General features: G+C 63.6%; 18 protein-coding genes and 1 tRNA gene (1 of these 19 only partly in view). 8 read left to right on the top strand and 11 right to left on the bottom strand.

Annotated elements, in window-relative coordinates; genetic code table 11:
• Positions 1-111: 111 nt before the first annotated feature.
• The gene (gene hemA / locus M1D43_RS15070; protein WP_498814010.1) at positions 112-1,326 is read left to right on the top strand and encodes a 5-aminolevulinate synthase; all 1,215 of its coding nucleotides are present in this window, start codon (positions 112-114) and stop codon (positions 1,324-1,326) included.
• A gap of 167 nt (positions 1,327-1,493) precedes the next feature.
• On the opposite strand, the gene dxr is transcribed toward hemA, so the two are convergent.
• A complete protein-coding gene (dxr, locus tag M1D43_RS15075; protein WP_004435056.1) occupies positions 1,494-2,669 on the bottom strand; it encodes a 1-deoxy-D-xylulose-5-phosphate reductoisomerase in 1,176 nt (391 codons plus the stop codon).
• Positions 2,670-2,829: 160 nt separating this feature from the next.
• On the opposite strand from dxr, the gene M1D43_RS15080 reads away from it, so the two are divergent.
• A complete protein-coding gene (locus M1D43_RS15080) occupies positions 2,830-3,555 on the top strand; it encodes an META domain-containing protein (protein ID WP_107608470.1) in 726 nt (241 codons plus the stop codon).
• 45 nt (positions 3,556-3,600) lie between these two features.
• Positions 3,601-4,323 carry a GNAT family N-acetyltransferase gene (locus M1D43_RS15085; protein ID WP_004435060.1) on the top strand — a complete coding sequence of 241 codons (723 nt, stop codon included), beginning with the start codon at positions 3,601-3,603 and terminating at the stop codon, positions 4,321-4,323.
• A gap of 138 nt (positions 4,324-4,461) precedes the next feature.
• Here the strand turns inward: M1D43_RS15085 and M1D43_RS15090 are convergent, their stop codons facing one another.
• The 3 genes from M1D43_RS15090 to M1D43_RS15100 all read right to left on the bottom strand — a co-directional run bounded on the left by M1D43_RS15090 (position 4,462) and on the right by M1D43_RS15100 (position 6,478).
• Entirely contained in the window at positions 4,462-4,629 is a 168-nt protein-coding gene (locus M1D43_RS15090; RefSeq protein ID WP_088217608.1) for a hypothetical protein, read from the bottom strand.
• Positions 4,630-4,821: 192 nt separating this feature from the next.
• Complete coding sequence (locus M1D43_RS15095) at positions 4,822-6,012, bottom strand: calcium-binding protein (RefSeq protein WP_107608469.1); 1,191 nt, start codon at positions 6,010-6,012, stop codon at positions 4,822-4,824.
• A 389-nt stretch (positions 6,013-6,401) separates the two neighbouring features.
• Positions 6,402-6,478: transfer RNA gene (locus tag M1D43_RS15100), tRNA-Arg, on the bottom strand.
• Between the two features lie 190 nt (positions 6,479-6,668).
• On the opposite strand from M1D43_RS15100, the gene M1D43_RS15105 reads away from it, so the two are divergent.
• The 4 genes from M1D43_RS15105 to metH all read left to right on the top strand — a co-directional run bounded on the left by M1D43_RS15105 (position 6,669) and on the right by metH (position 13,260).
• On the top strand, positions 6,669-7,565 hold the full coding sequence (locus M1D43_RS15105; protein ID WP_028011060.1) for an ROK family protein: 897 nt from the start codon (positions 6,669-6,671) through the stop codon (positions 7,563-7,565).
• Positions 7,566-7,640: 75 nt separating this feature from the next.
• Positions 7,641-8,135 carry a heme-degrading domain-containing protein gene (locus M1D43_RS15110; RefSeq protein ID WP_028011059.1) on the top strand — a complete coding sequence of 165 codons (495 nt, stop codon included), beginning with the start codon at positions 7,641-7,643 and terminating at the stop codon, positions 8,133-8,135.
• A 10-nt stretch (positions 8,136-8,145) separates the two neighbouring features.
• Positions 8,146-9,309, top strand: a complete 1,164-nt coding sequence (gene pmi, locus M1D43_RS15115; protein ID WP_010970332.1) for a mannose-6-phosphate isomerase Pmi — start codon at positions 8,146-8,148, stop codon at positions 9,307-9,309.
• A gap of 177 nt (positions 9,310-9,486) precedes the next feature.
• Positions 9,487-13,260 carry a methionine synthase gene (gene metH, locus M1D43_RS15120; protein ID WP_010970331.1) on the top strand — a complete coding sequence of 1,258 codons (3,774 nt, stop codon included), beginning with the start codon at positions 9,487-9,489 and terminating at the stop codon, positions 13,258-13,260.
• A gap of 529 nt (positions 13,261-13,789) precedes the next feature.
• Here metH and M1D43_RS15125 read toward each other — a convergent pair.
• The 7 genes from M1D43_RS15125 to M1D43_RS15155 form a co-directional block, all read right to left on the bottom strand.
• On the bottom strand, positions 13,790-14,968 hold the full coding sequence (locus tag M1D43_RS15125) for an IS110 family RNA-guided transposase (RefSeq protein ID WP_192923391.1): 1,179 nt from the start codon (positions 14,966-14,968) through the stop codon (positions 13,790-13,792).
• Between the two features lie 414 nt (positions 14,969-15,382).
• A complete protein-coding gene (locus tag M1D43_RS15130) occupies positions 15,383-16,978 on the bottom strand; it encodes a GMC family oxidoreductase (RefSeq protein WP_088217609.1) in 1,596 nt (531 codons plus the stop codon).
• Between the two features lie 47 nt (positions 16,979-17,025).
• Positions 17,026-18,018, bottom strand: a complete 993-nt coding sequence (locus tag M1D43_RS15135) for a branched-chain amino acid ABC transporter permease (protein WP_013844886.1) — start codon at positions 18,016-18,018, stop codon at positions 17,026-17,028.
• A gap of 1 nt (position 18,019) precedes the next feature.
• Positions 18,020-18,907: a branched-chain amino acid ABC transporter permease gene (locus M1D43_RS15140; protein WP_004435248.1), complete on the bottom strand. Its 888-nt coding sequence runs from the start codon at positions 18,905-18,907 to the stop codon at positions 18,020-18,022.
• 3 nt (positions 18,908-18,910) lie between these two features.
• Positions 18,911-19,612, bottom strand: a complete 702-nt coding sequence (locus M1D43_RS15145) for an ABC transporter ATP-binding protein (RefSeq protein WP_010970327.1) — start codon at positions 19,610-19,612, stop codon at positions 18,911-18,913.
• Positions 19,609-20,397: an ABC transporter ATP-binding protein gene (locus M1D43_RS15150; protein WP_004435255.1), complete on the bottom strand. Its 789-nt coding sequence runs from the start codon at positions 20,395-20,397 to the stop codon at positions 19,609-19,611. The genes M1D43_RS15145 and M1D43_RS15150 overlap by 4 nt, the downstream gene beginning before the upstream one ends.
• Before the next feature lie 11 nt (positions 20,398-20,408).
• Positions 20,409-21,614 (bottom strand): beta-hydroxybutyrate-binding protein, encoded by a 1,206-nt coding sequence (locus M1D43_RS15155; RefSeq protein ID WP_004435262.1) that lies wholly within the window; start codon positions 21,612-21,614, stop codon positions 20,409-20,411.
• A 250-nt stretch (positions 21,615-21,864) separates the two neighbouring features.
• On the opposite strand from M1D43_RS15155, the gene M1D43_RS15160 reads away from it, so the two are divergent.
• Positions 21,865-21,932 carry the start of a LysR family transcriptional regulator gene (locus tag M1D43_RS15160; RefSeq protein WP_153313136.1) on the top strand. It continues 880 nt past the right edge of the window, so only the first 68 of its 948 coding nucleotides appear in the window; the start codon lies at positions 21,865-21,867; its stop codon lies off the right edge, out of view.

Consider the following 21,932-nt stretch of genomic DNA (forward strand, 5'->3'; position numbering starts at 1 on the left):
CGAGGTCTGGGGCCGAGAGGCCTTTTGCCGCAGCCCGCGCGTCGGAGCCTGTCCGGGGTTGACCACTGATCGCTTTGAAGGAAGAAAGGCGACAGGGCACTGGAGATGATGATGGATTTCGAGAGTTTCTTCAAAAACGAGCTGGATGGGCTGCATCAGGAAGGCCGTTACCGGGTTTTCGCCGATCTCGCCCGCCATCGCGGCAGCTTCCCCAAGGCCACGCGCTACACGGCCGATGGCGCCCAGGAAGTGACCGTTTGGTGCTCGAACGACTATCTCGGCATGGGCCAGTGTCCCATCGTCACCGAGGCGATGAAGAACGCGATCGACGAATGCGGCGCCGGCGCCGGCGGGACCCGCAACATCTCCGGCACCAACCATTATCATGTGCTGCTCGAGCGCGAACTCGCCGACCTGCACGGCAAGGAATCGGCTCTTCTGTTCACCTCCGGTTACGTTTCGAACTGGGCCGCACTCGGGACGCTCTGTTCCAAGATTCCCGGCGTCATCGTCTTTTCGGATGCCGGCAACCACGCTTCGATGATCGAGGGCATCCGCCACTCGAAATGCGAGCGGGTCATCTTCAAGCACAATTCGGTGGGGGACCTCGAGGCCAAGCTTGCGGCCGCCGATCCGCGCGCGCCAAAGATCATCGCCTTTGAATCCGTCTATTCGATGGATGGCGACATCGCGCCGATCAGGGAATTCTGCGACCTCGCCGACAAATACGGCGCAATGACCTATCTGGACGAAGTGCACGCGGTCGGCATGTACGGCCCGCGCGGCGGCGGCATCGCCGAGCGCGAGGGGCTGATGCACCGGCTGACGGTCATCGAAGGCACGCTCGGCAAGGCCTTCGGCGTCATGGGCGGCTACATCACCGGATCGGCGGCGCTCTGCGACTTCATCCGCTCCTTCGCTTCCGGCTTTATCTTCACGACGGCGCTGCCGCCGGCGCTCGCCGCCGGCGCGCTCGCCTCCATTCGCCACCTGAAGGAAAGCCAGGTCGAACGTTTCGCGCACCAGGAGCGCGTGCGCCGGCTTCGTTCGCTGCTCGACCAGCGCGGTATTCCGCATATGGTCAATCCGAGCCATATCGTACCGGTCATCGTCGGCGACGCCGCCAAGTGCAAGTGGATCTCCGACCTGCTGCTCGACAATTTCGGCATCTACGTCCAGCCGATCAACTATCCGACGGTGCCGAAGAAGACCGAACGACTGCGCATTACCCCGACGCCCATGCATTCGGATGCCGATATCGACCATCTGGTGGGCGCGCTGCATTCGCTCTGGTCGCGCTGCGCGCTGGCGAGGGCGGTCGCGTAAGCTCCGGCGAGCTCTGACGGGGAGAGGGACTTTCTCGCCCGAACCTCTGTTTCGTAGCAGCGCTCGTATGGTGCAAGGCGCTGCCACTTGTCCTTTCGCCCCGCCTGCGGGGGAGAAGGTGGCCGGCAGGCCGGATGAGGAGCGGATTCGCCCGAACAACTAACTCTTTACCGGATCATCTCGGCAGCCGCCCGCCGGGCTCTTTCATCCGCTGCAAAGACGTCGTCCATGCTCGTGGCGGCCGGCAGGCCGGCAAGCCCGTCCATCACCTTTTCGACGATTTCCGCCATGGCGAGGAAGCCGATGCGGCCCTTGATGAAGGCGTCGAGGGCGGTCTCCTTGGCGCCGTTCAGCACCGCGCCCTGCACGCCGCCTTCCTCCATTGCCCGGCGCGCGAGTTTGATCGCCGGGAAGCGGACCTCGTCCGGCGCCTCGAAATCAAGCCGGGCGAGCCTGGCGAAGTCGAGGCGCTCGACCGGCAGGTCGCAGCGTTTCGGGTAGGACAGGGCATAGCCGATTGCGGTGCGCATGTCGGGGCAGCCGAGCTGTGCGAGTACGGAGCCGTCCGTATAGCCGACCATGGAGTGAACCACCGATTGCGGGTGGACGATCACCTCGATCTGCTCCGGCCTGAGACGGAAGAGGTGGCGCGCCTCGATCATCTCGAGCGCCTTGTTGAACATCGAGGCGCTGTCGATCGATATCTTGAGGCCCATCGACCAGTTCGGATGGGCGCGGGCCACATCCGCGGTCACGTGGCGCATTTCGTCGAGCGTCTTGGTGCGGAAAGGGCCGCCGGAAGCGGTGAGGACAATGCGTTCCACGGCGTGGCGCTGATCGTTTTCCAGCACCTGGAAGATCGCATTGTGTTCGCTGTCGACGGGCAGCAACCGGCCGCCGCCCTCGGCCACGGCATCGATGAAAAGGCTGCCGGCGGAAACGAGACATTCCTTGTTGGCAAGCGCGATGTCTGCGCCGCGGCGGGCAGCCGCCAGGGTGGGGCCGAGGCCGGCATTGCCGACGATCGCCGCCATGACCCAGCCGGCATCCCGCTCGGCCGCTTCGGTGAGGCCGCTTCGTCCGGCGGCAACCTCGATGCCGCTGCCGCTCAGCGCATCCTTGAGCTCGCCATAGCGATCCTCGTCGGCGGTTACCGCGAGCTCGGCGCCGATGCGGCGCGCCTGCTCGGCCAGCAGCGGTATATTGCCGTTGCCGGTCAGGGCGGCGATCTCGAAACGATCGCGTCCGCCGAGGCGCTCGATCACGTCGAGCGTGCTGGTCCCGATCGATCCGGTGGAGCCCAATATCGTCAGACGGCGCTTCAAGTCATCGCCGGATGCCATTGCCAAATCCCGTATTCTTCTCGTTTTAACGATTTAACTAGGCTCTACAGCCGAAAGCTACCGGCAACAAGGGTGGAGTCATAGCCCTTCTCTAAGAGACGGTGCTCAGGTAAGAATCGATAGCACCGCCGAACGATGATTTGCATGAGGAGTTTTTCGGATGCTGCAAGCCCTGACCGCCGCATCCTGCGCCTGCGTGCTGATCGAGCTTGCCTCCATGCGGACGGTGGCTGTCGAAAAGGTGCCGGAGGCGCTCGTCGGTTCGTGGCTTGCCGAGGACCTAGGCGGCCGGGGCGTGATCGACGATCTTCAGACGACGCTCGAGATCCGCGGCGACGGCACCTATGGCGGCATGGCCGGCTGCAATCATTTCACCGGAACGTTCAGCCTCTCCGGCGCGGCGATCACCTTCGGGCCGGCTGCAGCTACCCGCAAGATGTGCGTACCGGCGGTCATGGACCAGGAGCGGAAGTTCTTCGAAGCTCTGAAGACGGAGCTTACCTGGCGAATAGAGGGATCCAAGCTCGTTCTCGGCGGGCGAAACGGGAAGAGCTTGCTGCAGCTAGCCTCTATGCAGTCGCGGAACGGCAACCGGGCAGAGCTGACGATCGAAACTCCCGACGCCGGCGCAGTCGACCGGCGGACGGTCCGCTATGCCTGCGGCGACAGGACGATCGAGGCCGAATACATCGACGCCGGGTCCGTGTCCCTCGCGACCTTCACCGTCGACGGCACATTCATCGTGGCATCGAACGTGATTTCCGGATCGGGCGCCAGATATGCCGGCGGCCGATATATCTGGTGGACGAAGGGCGGCGAGGCGATGCTTTTCGACACGACGAAAGGCGACGAGGATCCGGGGATAGCGTGCAAGGAAGTGGAATAGCGGGGCCGCCTCGACACAGGCCGGACGGGATTGTACTTCTGAACCATGCTTCACTGGCTCGATATCGATTACCGCACGCTATTTCGATTGGGAGATGGCGGCCGGATAGAACGGGAGAACGATCCGGAGGGGTCGCCCGGGCCAGGCTTTTGGCTGGCAGGATGCGCCGAGGGAAATATTTTCGGGGTGCGGACCGATGTGCCCGAAGACATAGCCGAAGAGCTCGAGAGGCTTGTCGCCGACGAACCGCCATTCACCCATCCGGGCATTCCAAAACACCTTGGTCGTTATCTGCCTTTGCTCGGCGGAAGCGGGCCCGTGAAGTACAATTTCGGCTTGATCTACGAGCTGCCGCACGCCTTAGCCTATGAGGGCCGTGCGCGCTTGATCGAAAGCGGCACCGGGGAAGGCCGGGAGCTGACGCGTACCTGGGCAGCAAACGGAGTCCCCCAAGGTCTGTTCGACCTCGGCTTTCACGACGTGACAGACCTCTGGGAGCCCTGGTGTGCTGCGGCTGCGGGCGACGAGATCGCCTCGATCGCCTTTGCAGCGCGGCTTTCGGATGCTGGAGCCGAACTCGGTCTGGTAACGGCGAAGGCCTTCAGGGGGCAGGGCCTCGGGGCAGCCGCTACCGCCGGCTGGTCCCGCTTGCCTGAGCTGCGCTCCCGCACCCTGTTCTACAGCACGGATCGCGAAAATCACGCATCGCAGCGGGTTGCCGCCCGCCTCGGCCTTCGGCTTCGGGGAGCAAGCTTGAGGGTAGGCTAAAGCATTTCCGCTTTTCTCCGAATCGCGGAACTCTCTAACCCTTTGTTTTTCCGCGATGCCGGCCGGAAAACCGCTGCGTACTTTTCGTGGAATTGCTCCAGGTGTGGAGAGTGGCCCGGCATGGGGCACCATGCGGGCTCACGCGCCGCTGTTTGTGTCGCTACCTTCGTCCAACTCATGCAATTCGATAAAGCCATATTGCTCCAGCCACTCACGAAGAATGAGGCGGATTATCTCGTCCCGGGTCATCTGGAGTTCTTCGCAGGCCAGAGCGAGGGCCAACTCAACGTCATCCTCGAAGATCATCGCCTCACCTGCACCGTACAACCACGAGATAGAAGGGTCTCACAGCACAGGTTGCAGTCAAGGATTACGGAGCGTGCTCGATGGGATAAGCCAAAATGGGCTAAGACTATCGGCCATTTAATATCGGACTTAAGTCTTAAAGAAAGCACCGCGCGTGGATACGCGCGGCGCTCGAACTTTCATCCACTTCGATCAGGCGAAGAGAAAATCGGCGCTGCTGAAGTGCGAGGCAGCGAGGGTATTCGTCGGGTCGTCGACATGTATCGACAGCGCATTGCCCGTCGAATCATAGCCTTTCAACATCACGTCTCCGCTGGCGTCATCATACGCAAAAATGGTACCAGCCGCGCCGGAGCTCGAATATTGCTTGATTCCCAGGTTCTCCAGGACAAGCAGATCGGTGCCGTCCTGAAAGTCCATGACGGAGTCCCGTCCGACGAGCGAACCCGCGCCCTTGAAGACGAAGCGGTCGGCATCGGCGCCACCCCACAGGATGTCGCTTCCCGCGTCGCCAAGAAGGGTATCTCTCCCCGCGTCACCGCGAAGCGTGTCGTTTCCTTCTGCGGCAATGACCAGGTCGTTGCCGAGACCGCCATTAAGGACGTCGTCGCCGGCTTCGCCCGACAGGATATCGTCGCCGGCATCCCCGAATGCCAGATCGTTGCCGGCGCCCGCGGCAATCCGATCGTTACCGTTACCGCCGCGGGCTTCGTCGATGCCGCCCTCGGAGTCGAGCACGTCATTCCCATCACCGCCATCGAGGTAGTTGTTCCCGTCGCCGCCATCGACGATGTCGTCGCCGATGCCGCCATAGACCCGGTCGTTTCCGGATTGGCCTTTCAGAGCGTCGTTGCCCTCTTCGCCGTAGATCGTATCGTTGCCGGCGCCACCACCGACCGCCTGCTGCGTCAGCTTGCCCGTTGCGGGATCAATGCGGTTGTTGAAGCCGTCATTTCCCGAGCCGGCATAGATGATGTCGTCTCCCGCTCCGCCGTCGATGTATTCCTCGCCGGCGCCCCCATAGATCTGGTCGTGGCCAGCGTCTCCCAGGATATGGTCATGGCCATCGCCGCCGTTGATGATGTCATTGCCGTCTTCGCCGGAGAAGATATCGTTGCCGAGCCCGCCGATCAGCGTGTCGGCGCCGGCGCCGCCGTCGAAGCTGTCATTGCCGTCGCCGCCCTCCGCATAGTCATCGCCCGCTCCGGCCTTGAAAAAGTCATTGCCGAGCCCACCATAGAGGAAGTCGTTGCCGAGCCCGCCATCGAGATAGTCATCACCGGCATTACCCCAAATGGAATCACTGCCATCATAGCCGCGGATCGTGTCCGCAAGATTCGTACCGATGAGCTTGTTGGCAACGTTGGTTCCATTGATGTTCATTCGTCTACTCCCTGCTGTTCTGACGGCGGGGGTGGTGAAGTTCGAATGAGGCATAACGGTGACACGCCTTACGCCGGACTTGCGCGCTTGGAAGCAAGCTGTTGTTTACGCAAAAGGAAAAAGGCGGCAGTTGTGTGGATAACGTTTTTCCCGTCTATCGTAAAGCTTTCAGCTACCTGCGATTGACATCGCTATGCTTGGGGTTGAAATCGCAATGAGGAGAAAGATTTGCGGCTGAAGGAGTTGTACTAGCGAAGTCGCTCCTCAGCGTGAGGACTGGCGATTGCCGCATGAGGGTGGAGACAGCCTGCCGTGGGCCGTACAGCGCGACGCATCTCGGGCAGATATCGTTCACCGTAGTGCTCGCCGGTGGCAGCCGCGGCGCCTCTTGGTGATCCCGGCGCGATTCGAACGCGCGACCCCCAGATTAGGAATCTGGTGCTCTATCCTGCTGAGCTACGGGACCACTTAGAATAGACCCATACAAAAGCGAGGCACTTTCGCCAAGTGTTTTTCGGCGATCGCAGCCGATTTGCAGGCGCTCCCGAGAGGGGGGCTAGCGTCCCCGGCGCCGTGGATGCTAAGCAGGGCCCGCGGCGCCGGAGGAGAGGCTGCCGCGTTCCTCGCCAACGATCCTTATCCCAAAGACCAGATACATGTTCATCGGAATTGACTGGGGCGGCACGAAAATGGAGGTCATCGCGCTCGATCGCGATGGCGAGACGCGTGCCCGCCATCGTGTCCCGACACCCACCAGCGGCTATGAGGATTGCATCCGTGCCGTCGTAGAGCTCGTCGCCTCGGCCGAAAGCACAGCCGGCGAGCGCGGCTCGATCGGCATCGGCATACCCGGCAGTCCCAATCCGCGCACCGGCATCGTGCGCAATTCCAATGCGGTGCTCATCAACGGCAAGCCGCTCGGGCGGGATCTTGCGGCGGCGCTCGGACGCGAGGTGCGGCTCGCCAACGACGCCAATTGCCTGGCGGTCTCCGAAGCCATCGACGGGGCGGGCAAGGACGCGGGCGTCGTCTTCGGCGTGATCGTGGGTACGGGCCACGGCGGGGGTCTGGCAATCGGCAAGAAGGTTCACGCCGGCTACCAGGGCGTTGCGGCCGAGATCGGGCATTATCCGCTGCCCTGGATGACGAAGGACGAATATCCGGGGCACAGGTGCTGGTGCGGCAAGCTCGGTTGCCTCGACATGTATGCCTGCGGCACCGGGCTGGAACTCGACTACCGTATGACGACGGGGACGGACCGGCGCGGGCGGGACATCATCGAGGCGAAGCGCGCCGGCGATCCGGTGGCAATCGGTGTCTACGAGCGTTTCGTCGACCGGCTGGCCCGCAGCCTTGCGCTTTTGACCAACATCGTCGATCCCGACGTCTTCGTGCTCGGCGGCGGCATGTCCAATGTCGACGAGATTTACGGCGAGTTGCCGGCATCGATCACCAGATATCTCTTCGGCGACAGTTTCGAGACGCCGATTCGCAAGGCGGTGCACGGCGACAGTTCCGGCGTGCGCGGCGCCGCATGGCTCTGGAAGGATTGACCGGCCAGGCGGGGAATTTTGCCGGATCGCGCATCGCACTCGTCCAGTTCGAACCACTGACCAAGCGGAGGCATCATGAACATAGACAATGATCTGCGCCGGATTGCGCTGCAGGAGCAGCAATTGCAGTTCGAGCGCTTCGATCTCGATACGGCCTGGAAGCTAGGCGCCACGCTTCGCCGGATGGCCGCGGAACGCAAGCTCGGCTGCGTCATCGACATCACGCTCTACTCCATGCAGGTCTTCTATGCGGCCCTCGATGGGGCGACGCCGGACAATCCGAACTGGGTGCGCCGCAAGCGCAACACGGTGTTCCGCCTGTTCAAGAGCAGCTACGCCACGGGGCTCAGCCTGCTCAAGCAGCAAACGAATTTGCAGGCGAAGCTCGGCCTGCCGGATGCTGAGTTTGCCGCCCACGGCGGCAGCTTCCCGATCGTCGTCAAGGGAACGGGCTGCATCGGCGCGGTCACGGTCTCCGGCCTGCCGCAGCGGGAGGACCACAATCTCGTGGTCGAGGCGCTCGCAGAACTTCTCGGCGCGGATCACGACGCGCTGAAGCTGGAAAGCTGACGGAAAGCGGGTGGGCATGGATATTCATCTCCAGGCAGGCGAACTCGCGGGCTGGCTGAACGATGCTGCCTTGCCGCTCTGGCGGCAGAAAGGCTTCGACGGGGAGGGTGGCGGCTTCGTCGAGACGATCGACATGAAAGGCGAACCGACGCGCGACGATCGCCGCTCCCGCGTGCAGCCCCGGCAGGTCTACTGCTTCGCCGCGGCGGGCCGGCGCGGCTGGGATGGAGACTGGCGCACCGCCGCCGAAGGCGGCCTTCTCTATTTCGATCGCGTCTACGGACAGCCGGGCGGCTTCTACGGGGCGCTGGCGAATGCCGACGGCAAGCTCATCGACGCTTCCTTCGACCTCTACAACCAGGCCTTCGCCTTGCTTGCCTTCGCCCATTTGGCGGAAGTCCTGCCGGAGCGCGGAGCCGAGATGGTGGGGCGCAGCGACAAACTCAGGCGGCAGCTCGAGGCCCGTTGCAAGCATCCGCTCGCCGGTTTCGAGGAGGACGACCCGCCGCGCCTGCCGCTCGGCTCCAATCCGCATATGCACCTTTTCGAGGCCTGTCTTGCGAGCGAGGAGGTGGAAGGCTTCGACCGCGTCGCCTGGGCCAATCTCGCCGACGAGATCGCGCATCTGGCCATGGACCGGTTCATCGACGCCGAGAGCGGGGCGCTGCGTGAGTTCTTCGATCACGACTGGGCGCCGTTCCCCGGCGAAAAGGGCCGTATCGTGGAGCCGGGGCACCTTTTCGAATGGGCGTGGCTCCTCCTGCGCTGGGCGGAACGGCGCGGCAATGCGCAGGCGATCGTCAAGGCGCGGCGGCTTTTCGAGATCGGCGAGAAAGACGGAACCTGCCCCGACCGGGACGTGGTCGTCATGACGCTCTTCGACGATTTCTCCGTTGCCGATCCGACAGCGCGGCTTTGGCCACAGACGGAGTGGCTGAAGGCGGCGATCCGCTTTGCGGCTCTGACGGAAGGTGCGGAGCGAGAGCGTTATCTGGCTTCGGCTGGGCGCGCCGCAGCGGCGCTGCAGCGCTTCCTGAACGTGCCTGTCCGCGGCCTCTGGCGCGACAAGCAGAAGGCGGATGGCAGCTTCGTCGAAGAGCCGGCGCCAGCAAGCACCTTCTATCATATTCTTTGCGCGATCTATGAACTGGAGGATTGCCTTAAGCGGATGTGACCGGCGTCGGCAGACCTTCCGTCCTCATCGAGAGAGCGCATTATTCGGCCCGCCGCATCCGCGGCGGGCTATTTTATTGCCAATCTGCAATTGTGACCGGTGCGTATGTTGACATAAAGATATCTTTATGTGAGTAAATCGATAATTCTTTGTCGTTTTCAGAACGGGAGATCTCCCATGTCCGCCGCCGACGCCCTCTTTGGAAACGTCTCGCCCAAGCCGGATGGTTCGGAAGTCTTTCGGCAGCTCGCCCAGGCGGCGGCTGAACGCATCCTCATCATGGATGGCGCCATGGGAACGGAGATCCAGCAGCTCGGTTTCGTGGAGGATCACTTCCGCGGCGAGCGCTTCGGTGGCTGCGCCTGCCATCAGCAGGGCAACAACGACCTCCTGACGCTCACTCAGCCGAAGGCGATCGAGGATATTCATTACCACTACGCCATCGCCGGCGCCGATATCCTCGAAACCAACACCTTCTCCTCGACGCGGATCGCCCAGGCCGATTACGGCATGGAGGACATGGTCTACGATCTCAATCGCGACGGCGCGCGGCTGGCGCGGCGAGCCGCGAAGCGGGCCGAGGCGGAGGATGGCCGGCGGCGCTTCGTGGCAGGTGCGCTCGGCCCCACCAACCGCACCGCTTCGATTTCGCCGGACGTCAACAACCCCGGCTATCGAGCCGTCAGCTTCGACGATCTGAGGCTCGCCTATGCCGAGCAGGTGCGGGGCCTCATCGACGGCGGTGCCGACATCATCCTGATCGAGACGATCTTCGACACGCTGAATGCCAAGGCGGCGATCTTCGCGACGCAGGAAGTCTTTGCCGAAAAGGGCGTCCGCCTTCCGGTGATGATCTCCGGAACGATCACCGATCTCTCCGGCCGTACCCTCTCCGGCCAGACGCCTACGGCCTTCTGGTATTCGGTGCGCCATGCGGATCCGTTTACGATCGGGCTCAACTGCGCGCTCGGCGCAAATGCGATGCGCGCCCATATAGACGAGCTTTCGGCGGTCGCCGACACGCTCGTCTGCGCCTATCCGAATGCCGGCCTGCCGAACGAGTTCGGCCGCTATGACGAAAGCCCCGAGCAGATGGCGGCGCAGGTCGAGGGCTTCGCCCGGGACGGTCTCGTCAACATCGTCGGCGGCTGCTGCGGTTCCACGCCGGCCCATATCCGCGCCATTGCCGAAGCGGTTGCCAAATATCCGCCGCGCCGGGTGCCCGAGATCGATCGCCGCATGCGGCTTTCCGGCCTCGAACCCTTCACGCTTACCGACGAGATTCCCTTCGTCAACGTCGGCGAACGCACCAACGTCACCGGCTCGGCGAAGTTCCGCAAGCTGATCACCGCCGGGGACTACGCCGCCGCACTCGATGTGGCGCGTGATCAGGTGGCGAATGGCGCCCAGATCATCGACGTCAACATGGACGAAGGCCTGATCGATTCGAAGCAGGTGATGGTCGAGTTCCTGAACCTCGTCGCCTCCGAGCCGGATATCGCCCGTGTACCGGTGATGATCGATTCGTCGAAATGGGAGGTGATCGAAGCCGGGCTCAAATGCGTCCAGGGCAAGGCGCTGGTGAACTCCATCTCGCTCAAGGAAGGCGAGGCGGCTTTCCTGCACCATGCGCGCCTCGTGCGCGCCTATGGCGCCGCCGTCGTGGTGATGGCGTTCGACGAGAAGGGCCAGGCCGACACGAAAACCCGCAAGGTGGAAATCTGCCGGCGGGCCTATCGGCTGCTGACGGAAGAGGTTGGCTTCCCCCCGGAGGACATCATCTTCGACCCGAATATCTTCGCGGTCGCGACCGGCATCGAGGAGCACAACAATTACGGCGTCGACTTCATCGAGGCGACGCACGAGATCATCGCGGCACTCCCGCATGTCCACGTCTCCGGCGGCGTGTCGAACCTCTCCTTTTCCTTCCGCGGCAACGAGCCGGTGCGCGAGGCGATGCACGCCATCTTCCTTTATCACGCGATCCAGGCCGGCATGGACATGGGCATCGTCAATGCCGGACAGCTCGCCGTCTATGATGCGATCGACCCGGAACTGCGCGAAACCTGCGAGGACGTGGTGCTCAACCGCCGGGCCGATTCGACCGAGCGCCTCCTGGAGATCGCCGAGCGCTATCGCGGGAAGGGCGGGAGCCAGGGCAAGGAGAAGGACCTTGCCTGGCGCGAATGGCCGGTGGAGAAGCGGCTCGAACATGCGCTCGTCAATGGAATTACCGAATTTATCGAAGCCGATACGGAAGAGGCCCGGCTTGCCGCCGAGCGGCCGCTGCATGTCATCGAAGGCCCGCTGATGGCCGGGATGAACGTCGTGGGCGATCTCTTCGGTTCCGGCAAGATGTTCCTGCCGCAGGTGGTCAAGTCCGCCCGGGTGATGAAGCAGGCCGTTGCGGTGCTGCTCCCCCATATGGAGGAGGAGAAGCGCGCCAATGGCGGCGGCGAGGCGCGCGAGAGTGCCGGCAAGATCCTGATGGCGACCGTCAAGGGCGACGTGCACGACATCGGCAAGAACATCGTCGGCGTCGTGCTCGCCTGCAACAATTACGAGATCATCGACCTCGGCGTCATGGTGCCCTCGGCTAAGATCCTCGAAGTGGCGCGCGAACAGAAGGTCGACATCGTCGGTCTTTCCGGCCTCATCACGCCGTCGCTGGACGAGATGGCGCATGTCGCTTCCGAGCTCGAACGGGAGGGCTTCGATGTCCCGCTGCTGATCGGCGGGGCGACGACCAGCCGCGTGCACACGGCCGTGAAGATCAATCCGCGTTACAGCCTCGGCCAGACGGTCTATGTCACCGACGCCAGCCGCGCGGTCGGCGTCGTATCGAGCCTGCTCTCGCCGGAAGTCCGCGACTCCTACAAGAAAACGGTCCGCGCGGAGTATCTGAAGGTTGCCGACGCACATGCCCGCAACGAAGCCGAGAAGCGCCGTCTGCCGCTTTCCCAGGCGCGGGCGAATGCCTTTCGGATAGATTGGGACGCCCACCAGCCGAAGGTTCCGTCCTTCCTCGGCACGCGTGTTTTCGAGGGATGGGACCTCGCCGAACTCGCCCGCTATATCGACTGGACGCCGTTCTTCCAGACCTGGGAGCTGAAGGGGGTATTCCCGAAAATCCTCGATGACGAACGCCAGGGGGCTGCCGCTCGCCAGCTCTTCGAGGACGCGCAGGCGATGGTCGAAAAGATCGTGGCCGAGGCATGGTTCGCTCCGAAGGCCGTGATCGGCTTCTGGCCGGCCGCCAGCATGGGCGACGACGTCCGCCTGTTTGCCGACGAGGTGCGCGAAGCCGAGCTTGCCACCTTCTTCACGCTCCGCCAGCAGATGGTGAAGCGCGACGGCCGGCCGAACGTCGCCCTTGCCGACTTCGTCGCCCCGGCGGCGAGCGGCAAGCGGGACTATGTCGGCGGTTTCGTGGTGACGGCCGGCATCGAGGAAGTGGCGATCGCCGAACGCTTCGAACGGGCGAACGACGATTATTCCTCGATCATGGTCAAGGCGCTTGCGGACCGCTTCGCAGAGGCCTTTGCCGAGCGCATGCATGAATATGTCCGCAAGGAGCTCTGGGGCTATGCTCCGGACGAAGCGTTCACGCCGCAGGAATTGATAGCCGAGCCCTATGCCGGCATCCGCCCTGCGCCCGGCTACCCGGCGCAGCCCGACCACACGGAAAAGGAGACGCTTTTCCGGCTCCTGGATGCGGAAGCCGCTATCGGCGTCCGGCTCACCGAGAGCTATGCGATGTGGCCGGGCTCTTCGGTATCGGGCCTCTATGTCGGCCACCCCGATTCCTATTACTTCGGCGTCGCAAAGATCGAGCGCGATCAGGTGGAGGACTATGCCGATCGCAAGCGCATGAGCGTCCGCGAGGTCGAGCGCTGGCTTTCGCCGATCCTCAATTACGTGCCGATGCCGGAGACGGAAGCGGCGGAGTAGGGTGGACGAATATGGGGTTTGCCGCCGCTTGGCCCCTCACATGAGGAATTCGCTGTCAATCCCTGCCGTGTAAGAGGACTTTCCTCGTTGTTCGACGGGTGCGGTCTTCCTCTCGTCCCGACCTTGTGCGTTTTTCTGGGATCGGGGGTGGATCGGGGCAAGGGTCGGCCATCGGCCGGCCGCGCAGCGGCTTGCCCTTGCGGCGATCCACCCCCGATCCCACGATGGCGTGTCGGTCGGGGGTCCGTGGTTGCATGCCCGTGTGTCGAGGCATTGCCGCGTTGCCTGCGATCGTTTTCGCGAGAAGCCGGGGAGCCCTTGTCACCATGCGCGTCGGACGGGCCGTTCGGCGCATAACCTCACATACGGTCGCCGCCGGCCGGCGGCTGCACCAATCTTCCGCTTGCAGCGGGAGGGCTCGGGAGAACGGGACCAGTCTCATCCACGGCGTTGTCTGCCAAGGGGCAGTCGGTTCGTTCACCCGGATTCTCCGAAGCCGATCAGGCTGCGGAGAAAGCGTGCAGCGGCATCAGGCGGTGGTCATCGCCATGCCCTCGATGTCGACGCCTTGGGTGACGTATTTCCACACCGCCACGAGAAGCTTGCGCGCCAGCGCTGTGATCATCACCTTTTTGAAGCGGCCGCCGTTCTGCCTGACCCGGTCGTGGAACCAGCGGCTGAGTGCGGTCTGCGGCTGATGGCGCAGCCACAGCCAGGCCAGCTGGATCAGCGTCGCGCGCAGCCGCGGATTGCCCGCCTTGGAGACGCCCTGCTCGTAATCGATCGTGCCGCTTCGCCAGGGCGTCGGCGCCAGTCCGGCATAGGCGGCTACTTGCCGGCGGTTGGCGAACGGCCGGAACAGGCCTTCGGTGAAGAGGACGCTGGCAAAGCCCAGGCCGATGCCCTTGATCTCGAGTAGCCGCGCCATGACGGCGGCGTCCGTCCCACTGGCGGCCGCCTGCGCCTCGGCCGCCAGTGCCTTGAGCGCCGCCAGCAGCGCCTTCAACTGCTCAAGAAGCAATTCCAGCCGCTCGAGCAGCCGCGCGAGTTGCGCCTGCAGATGCGGCCCGAGCGCACGTCCGTCGCCGCCGCGCAGCTCCGCCAGGCGCTGCCGGCGGTCGCGGCGCAGCGGCCGGTAGTCGCGGATCCCCTGGGCGAACAGCAGGCCCTTGATGCGGTTGACCGCGCGGACGCGCTCGGCGGTCAATTCCTGGCGCTCCCGCACCAGCCGGCGGCGATCCTCATGCTCCGGCGTCGGCGCCTTGACCATCGCGCAGACGCGCGGCTCGCCGCGCTTGAAGGCCAGCAGCGTGCGCACCAGCATCTCGCCATCGATCCGGTCCGTCTTCGTCCGCCGGCGCCGCCGCGGCATGGCGATCGAGGCAGGATCGACGACATGGCTCTCGATCCCCTCGGCCTCCAGAGCCCGGTGGATCCAGAAGCCGTCGAGACCGGCCTCCTGGACGACGATCACCGGAAAGCGGCGACCGGTGCGCGCCTCGGCCTTGCGCCTGAGCGTCGCGAAGCGTTCGAGAAGCCCGGCCAGATCGCCGCCATCCACCTGGTGCCGCGACATCTTCTCGCCCCCGCCCGGCGACAGCGACGTCACCAGCCATGTCGACCGCGACAGTTCCAATGAAACGAAAATTGCGCCAAGATCAGTGCGGATAGTGCCCGTGCAATCGGGGCTTCGTGTAATCACAGCCATGAGACCCTCCAAGGTGCTGGGTTGGTAACACCACCACTTTGGCAAAAGCCGCGGCGCTATCCACCCCCTCATGGAATCTCATCCGCCTGCCGGCACCTTCTCCCCGCAGGCGGGGAGAAGGGACAAGCGGCGCCGACTGAACCCCGCATTCACTGTTCGCCCGAGGGAGCGAGCGGGCGCGGCATATCCCTTCTCCCCGCCTGCGGGGAGAAGGTGGCGGCAGCCGGTTGAGGGGCAACCCCGACCGAGCGGGTTGAGGCGGTTGGGTTCCCGAGGGATCCCCTTCATGAGCAGTATCCGCCGCACCGGCGCGCAAGAGATATGTGCATGCCGTAGCATTTCGATGGGGAGAAGGAACGAGCGGCGCGCTCCCCGGAATGTTAGTGCACTGTTTTTGCAGAACAATCCCAGCGCTTATCGGCCTGCAGCCAGGATCATCTCAGCCGCCTTTTCCGCGATCATGATCGTCGGGGAATTGGTGTTGCCGGAGGTGATCGTCGGCATGATCGAGGCATCGGCGATGCGCAGGCCGGCGATGCCGCGCAGCCGCAACTCGGGATCTACGACGCTATCCGGGTCGCTGCCCATCCGGCAGGTGCCGACGGGATGGAAGATCGTCGTGCCGATGTCGCCCGCCGCGCGTTTCAGCTCCTCATCCGTCTGGTAGTCCGGACCGGGCTTGAACTCGACCGGCTTGTAACGGGCGAAGGCGGGCTGCGCGACGATGCGGCGGGTGAGCCGGATCGACTTCACGGCCACATCCCGGTCGGCCTCGGCCGTCAGGTAGCGCGGACGGATGTCCGGTGCCGCTGCGAAATCCGGGCCCTTCAGATGTACCGAACCGCGGCTTTCCGGCCGCAGATTGCAGACGCTCGCGGTGACGGCGGGGAAGGGGTGTACCGGTTCGCCGAACTTTTCGAGCGTCACCGGTTGGACATGATACTGCAGATCCGGCGTTTCCTTCTCCGGGCCCGAGCGCGTGAAGATGCCGAGCTGGCTTGGCGCCATGGCCATCGGGCCGGAGCGGCGGACGAGATATTCGAGGCCGATCGCCGCCTTGCCGAAAAGTGAAGTCGCCTTTTCATTGAGCGTCGGGACGCCGGTCACCTTGTAGGCGAGGCGCAATTGTAGGTGGTCCTGCAGGTTTTCGCCGACTGACGGCAGTTCGTGGCGCACTTCGATGCCGTTTTCATGAAGCACGTCGGGCCGGCCGATTCCGGAGAGTTCGAGGATATGCGGCGAGCCGATCGCTCCGGCCGAAAGCACCGTTTCGCGGCGCGCACGGGCGCTTTTCACGGTGCCGTCATGCTGGAACTCGACGCCGGCGACGCGGCCTTCCTCGAGAATGAGCCGGCGGACATGGGCCTTCGTCAGGATCGTAAGGTTCCGCCGATTCCGGGCTGGCTTCAGAAAGGCCTTGGCCGTATTCCAGCGGATGCCGGACCGCTGATTGACATCGAAATAACCGGAGCCCTCGTTGTTTCCGCGGTTGAAGTCGTCGGTCTCCGGAATGCCCGCCTCGGTCGCGGCCTTCTGGAAGGCATCGAGCACCGCCCATCGGACGCGTGCCTTTTCGACCCGCCATTCGCCGCTTGCTCCGTGCATGTCGTCGGCGCCGCGGTAATGATTCTCGGATTTCCTGAAGAACGGCAGCACGTCGTTCCAGCTCCAGCCGGGGCAGCCGAGCTGGCGCCAGAGGTCGTAGTCTCGCGCCTGCCCGCGCATGTAGATCATGCCGTTGATCGAGGAGCAGCCGCCGAGCACCTTGCCGCGCGGGTAGCCGAGAGACCGGCCGTTGAGGCCTTCCTCCGCCGCGGTGGTGAAGCACCAGTCGGTGCGTGGATTGTTGATGCAATAGAGATAGCCGACCGGAATGTGGATCCAGTGATAGTTGTCGCTGCCGCCGGCCTCGAGCAGCAGCACGCGGCGGTCCGGGTCTTCCGACAGGCGGTTGGCGAGCACGCAGCCGGCGCTACCCGCTCCGACGATGATGTAGTCGAACGTGTCCATTGGTTTTCTCTATGTCGGGGCCCGACGTGGTTCGGACCGATGCATGGTCAATGCTTGTGTCGATGCTCGAAGCCGAGCCTGCGGCCGAGCCGGGAGTTGTAGAACTCGCCGACGATGCCGCGGCGGAACAGAAGCACGCAGACCATGAAGACGATGCCGGTTATGATCGTGACCGGAAATTCCGAGGTCGCCAGATAGTTCTGCAGCGTCACGACGAGACCCGCGCCGAAGAGCGGCCCGATCAGCGTTCCGATGCCGCCGAGAAGCGTCATCAGGATGACTTCGCCGGACATCTGCCAGCTGACGTCGGTCAGCGTCGCGAACTGGAAGACGAGTGCCTTCAGACCGCCGGCAAGCCCGGTCAGCGCCGCCGACATCACGAAGGCTGCGAGTTTGTAGTTCCTGACCGAGTAGCCGAGCGAGATCGCGCGCGTCTCGTTCTCGCGGATCGACTTCAGGATCATTCCGAAGGGCGAATTGATGATCCGCCAGATCATGGCGATGCCGATGACGAAGACGGCGAGCACGAAATAATACATGTTCGTCGGCTGCGAGAGATCGATGAAACCGAGGAGATGGCCGCGGGGCACCGATTGGATACCGTCCTCGCCGCGGGTGAACCCGGCCTGGAGGCAGAAGAAATAGAACATCTGGGCCAACGCCAGCGTGATCATGGCGAAATAAATGCCCTGCCGGCGGATCGCGAAGAAGCCGACGACCGCGCCGAGAAGGGCAGCGCCGACGACGCCGAGGAGGATGCCGAGTTCGGGCGGCACGCCCCATTCCTTGACCGCATGCGCGGTGAAATAGGCCGCGCCGCCGAAGAAGGCGGCATGGCCGAAGGAGAGCAGCCCCGTATAGCCGAGCAGCAGATTGAAGGCGCAGGCAAAGAGCGCGAAGCATAAGATCTTCATGAGGAAGACGGGGTAGAAGAACAGGGGCGCGAGCAGCAGGCAGGCAAGGCCGACGCCGAGAAACACCGTCTGAACGATGGCCGGCGAGCGTTCCTTCCGCTTCGCGAGTTCAAGTGTCAGCGTCATATCAAGCATCCCGACCGAAGAGACCCGCGGGCCTCAGCAGGAGAACGATGGCCATGATCACGAAGATCACGATGTTGGAGGCCTCCGGATAGAAGACCTTGGTCAGTCCTTCGGCGATGCCCAGCAGATAACCGGTGACGATCGCGCCCATGATCGAGCCCATGCCGCCGACGACGACCACTGCGAAGACGACGATGATGATGTTAGATCCCATCAGCGGCGAGACCTGGTAGATCGGCGCCGCGAGAACTCCGGCAATTGCGGCGAGCGCCGCGCCGAGCCCGTAGGTCAGCGTCAGCAGAAAGGGCACGTTGATCCCGAAGGATTGCACCAGGACCGGATTCTCCGTAGCGGCGCGTAGATAGGAGCCGAGCTTGGTCTTCTCGATCATGAGCCAGGTGCCGAGGCAGATCACCAGCGAAAAGACGATGACCCAGCCGCGATAGATAGGCAGGAACATGAAGCCGAGATTGGCCCCGCCCATAAGCAGCGCCGGCGTCGCATAGGGCTGGCCGGACGCGCCGTAGAGATAGCGGAAGGTGCCTTCGATGGTAAGCGCCAGGCCGAAGGTGAAGAGGAGGCCGTAGAGCGGATCGAGCGTATAGAGCCGTCTCAGCATCGTGCGTTCGATAACGGCGCCGATGAGGCCGACGAGAAGGGGCGCGAGAATGAGCGCCGGCCAATAGCCGATGCCCAAATAGGAGAGCAGCAGCCAGGCCATGAAGGCGCCGAGCATATACTGCGCACCGTGGGCGAAGTTGATGACGCGCAGGAGCCCGAAGATGATGGCGAGGCCGAGGCTCAGGAGCGCATAGAAGGAGCCGTTGATGAGCCCGATCAGCAGCTGCCCGAGAAAGGCCTGGAGGGGAATTCCGAAAATCATCGTCATGGCCTACACCCCGAGCACATCATGCAGCATATCCATGCGCCCGGAAAGTTCCGAAACCGGAAACTCGCCGGCCACACGCCCATGATCCATCAGGTAGAAGCGGTCCGCGACCTTGCTCGCGAAACGGAAGTTCTGTTCCACCAGGAGAACGGTCATGCCGCGTTCCTTCAGCTTCTTCAGCACCTCGCCGATGCGCTGGACGATCACCGGGGCAAGTCCCTCGGTCGGCTCGTCGAGCAGCATCATCCGCACTCCGGTCCGCAGGATGCGCGCGATCGCCAGCATCTGCTGCTCGCCACCCGAGAGCTTGGTTCCGGCGCTGTTGCGGCGCTCGTGGAGATTGGGAAACAGCTCGAATATCTCGTCGATCGTCATGCCGCCCTTCGCGACGGCCGGCGGCAGCAAGAGGTTTTCGTAGACGGTAAGCGTCGAGAAGATGCCGCGCTCCTCGGGGACGAATCCCAGGCCGCGATGGGCGACGCGGTGGAGGGGCACGCGCATCAGGTCCTCGCCGGCGAAGCTGATTTCACCTCTGCGCTCGCGCACGATCCCCATGATCGCGCGCAGCGTCGTCGTCTTGCCGACGCCGTTGCGGCCGAGCAGCGTGACCATTTCGCCCTCGCCGACGGTCATATCGACGCCGTGCAGGACGTGGCTTTCGCCGTACCAGGCGTTAAGGCCGGCCACCTTGAGAAGCGGTTTCATCTGGAGGCCTCCTCCGTGCCCATATAGGCTGTGCGGACGCGCGGATCCTCCGAGACTGTCGCATAGTCTCCTTCCGCGAGGATCTCCCCGCGCTGCAGGACCGTGACGTGGTGGCAGAGCGTCGCGACGACCGAGAGATTGTGCTCGACCATCAGCACTGCCCGCTCGCGCGCTACTTCGCGGATGATCTCGGCGACCATGCCGACGTCCTCATGCCCCATGCCGGCCATAGGCTCGTCGAGGAGCAGCACCTTCGGCTCGAGCGCCAGCGTCGTGGCGATTTCGAGCACGCGCTTGCGGCCGTAGGAAAGGTCCGCGGCGACGGCGTTCGCCTCCTTGTCGAGACCGACGGAACGGATCAGCTGCTCGGCCTTGCCGTTGAGAGTGTCGAGCGACGACAAGGATTTCCAGAACTGCGTCGCCAGACGGTTCGGCCGCTGCAGCGCGACGCGGACGTTGTCGAGCACGGTCAGGTGCGGGAACACCGCCGAGATCTGGAACGAGCGTACGAGGCCCATGCGGGCGACCTTGTCGGGCGCGGTCCTGGTGATGTCCTCGCCGAGCAGGGTGATCGTGCCATGGGTCGGCTGCAGGAACTTCGTGAGGAGATTGAAGACGGTGGTCTTGCCGGCCCCGTTCGGGCCGATCAGCGCATGCACGCGGGCATGGTGGACATCGAGGTCGACGTCCTTGACGGCGGTGAAGCCGCCGAAGTCGCGGCGGAGCCCGCGGGCGGACAGAACCACCCGCGGCGCTCCATTCTCCAAAGGCATGGCGACGGTCATCGTCTTGCCGGTCAGGACTTCACGAGCTCGCAGCCGCTCTGGGCCGGGTCGATGAAGGCTTCCTTACCGGGAATGGTCGCGAGAACCTTGAAGTAGTCCCAGGGCTCCTTGCTCTCGTCCGGCTTCTTGACCTCGAGCAGATACATGTCGTGGATCATCCGCCCGTTCGGCGCGACTGTCCCGTTCTTTGCAAAGACGTCGTCGACCGGAAGAGCGTGCAGCTCTTTGGCGACAGCTTCCGTCTCGTCGGTTCCGGCCTTCTCGATCGCTTTCAGATATTGCAGTACGGCCGAGTAGGTGCCGGCATGAACCATGTTCGGCATCTTGCCGGTGCGCTCCATGAAGCGCTTGCCGAACTTGGCGCTCTCCTCGTCGCGGTTCCAGTAGAAGCCTTCGGTGAGCGTCAGCCCCTGCGCCGCATCGAGACCGAGACCGTGGACTTCGGCCAGCGTGAAGAGCAGGGCCGCCAGGCGTTGCCCGCCCTGGACGATGCCGAACTCGGCGGCCTGCTTGATGGCGTTCGAGGTGTCGAGACCGGCATTGGCAAGACCGATCACCTTGGCTCCCGAGGACTGGGCCTGCAACAGGAAGGAGGAAAAGTCGGTGGTTGCAAGCGGATGACGGACGGCGCCGACGACGGTGCCGCCGTTCTCCTTGACATAGTTGCCGGTGTTCTCTTCCAGCGAATAGCCGAAGGCATAGTCGGCGGTCAGGAAGAACCAGCTGTCGCCGCCCTGCTTGACCAGCGCGCCGCCGGTGCCGACCGCGAGCGAATGCGTGTCATACGCCCAATGGAAGCCGTAGGGGCTGCACTGCTTGCCGGTGAGCTCCGTCGTTGCGGCCCCGGTGACGATGTCGATCTTCTTCTTTTCTTTCGAGATCGCCTGCACGGCAAGCGCAACGGAGGAGGTGGTCAGCTCCATGATGCTGTCGACCTGCTCGGTGTCGTACCATTGCCGCGCAATGTTGGAGGCGATATCGGGCTTGTTCTGATGGTCGGCCGTCACCACCTCGACCGGGACGCCGAGCACCTTGCCGCCGAAGTCTTCTACGGCCATCAGCGCCGCCTCGTAGGAGGATTTGCCGCCGAAATCGGCATAGACGCCGGATTGGTCGTTGAGAATGCCGATCTTGACCTTGCCGTCGGATGCGTCGGCAAGGGCGGCGGTGCTGCCGGCGAGCACCATCGCGAGCGTGGCGATCAGTTTCTTGTGCATTTGTCCTCCTCCCAAAGGTTCTATGTTCTAAAGGGCGATGCGAAGCCCTCGTGCGGAAACACATAGGGCTCGGCCGTGTCCTTTCGAGGCCTCGGCCGTCTCCCCACATCGCTCTGTTCAAATTTGACCAGACATGCTCCTCAAATGTCGGCCGGATGTTTACCATCCAGAAAATTCTGCTTGGAAGCAAGTCGGTCGACCCGTAAATTGCAAACAGCATCTGTTCATTTTTGAATAGAAGGGGAGGGACATGAATCCGAATTTTACCTGGGACGATCTGCAGTTCTTCCTCGCGGTCGCGCGAACGGGCCAGCTCTC

Source organism: Ensifer sp. R1-3, assembly GCF_056739175.1.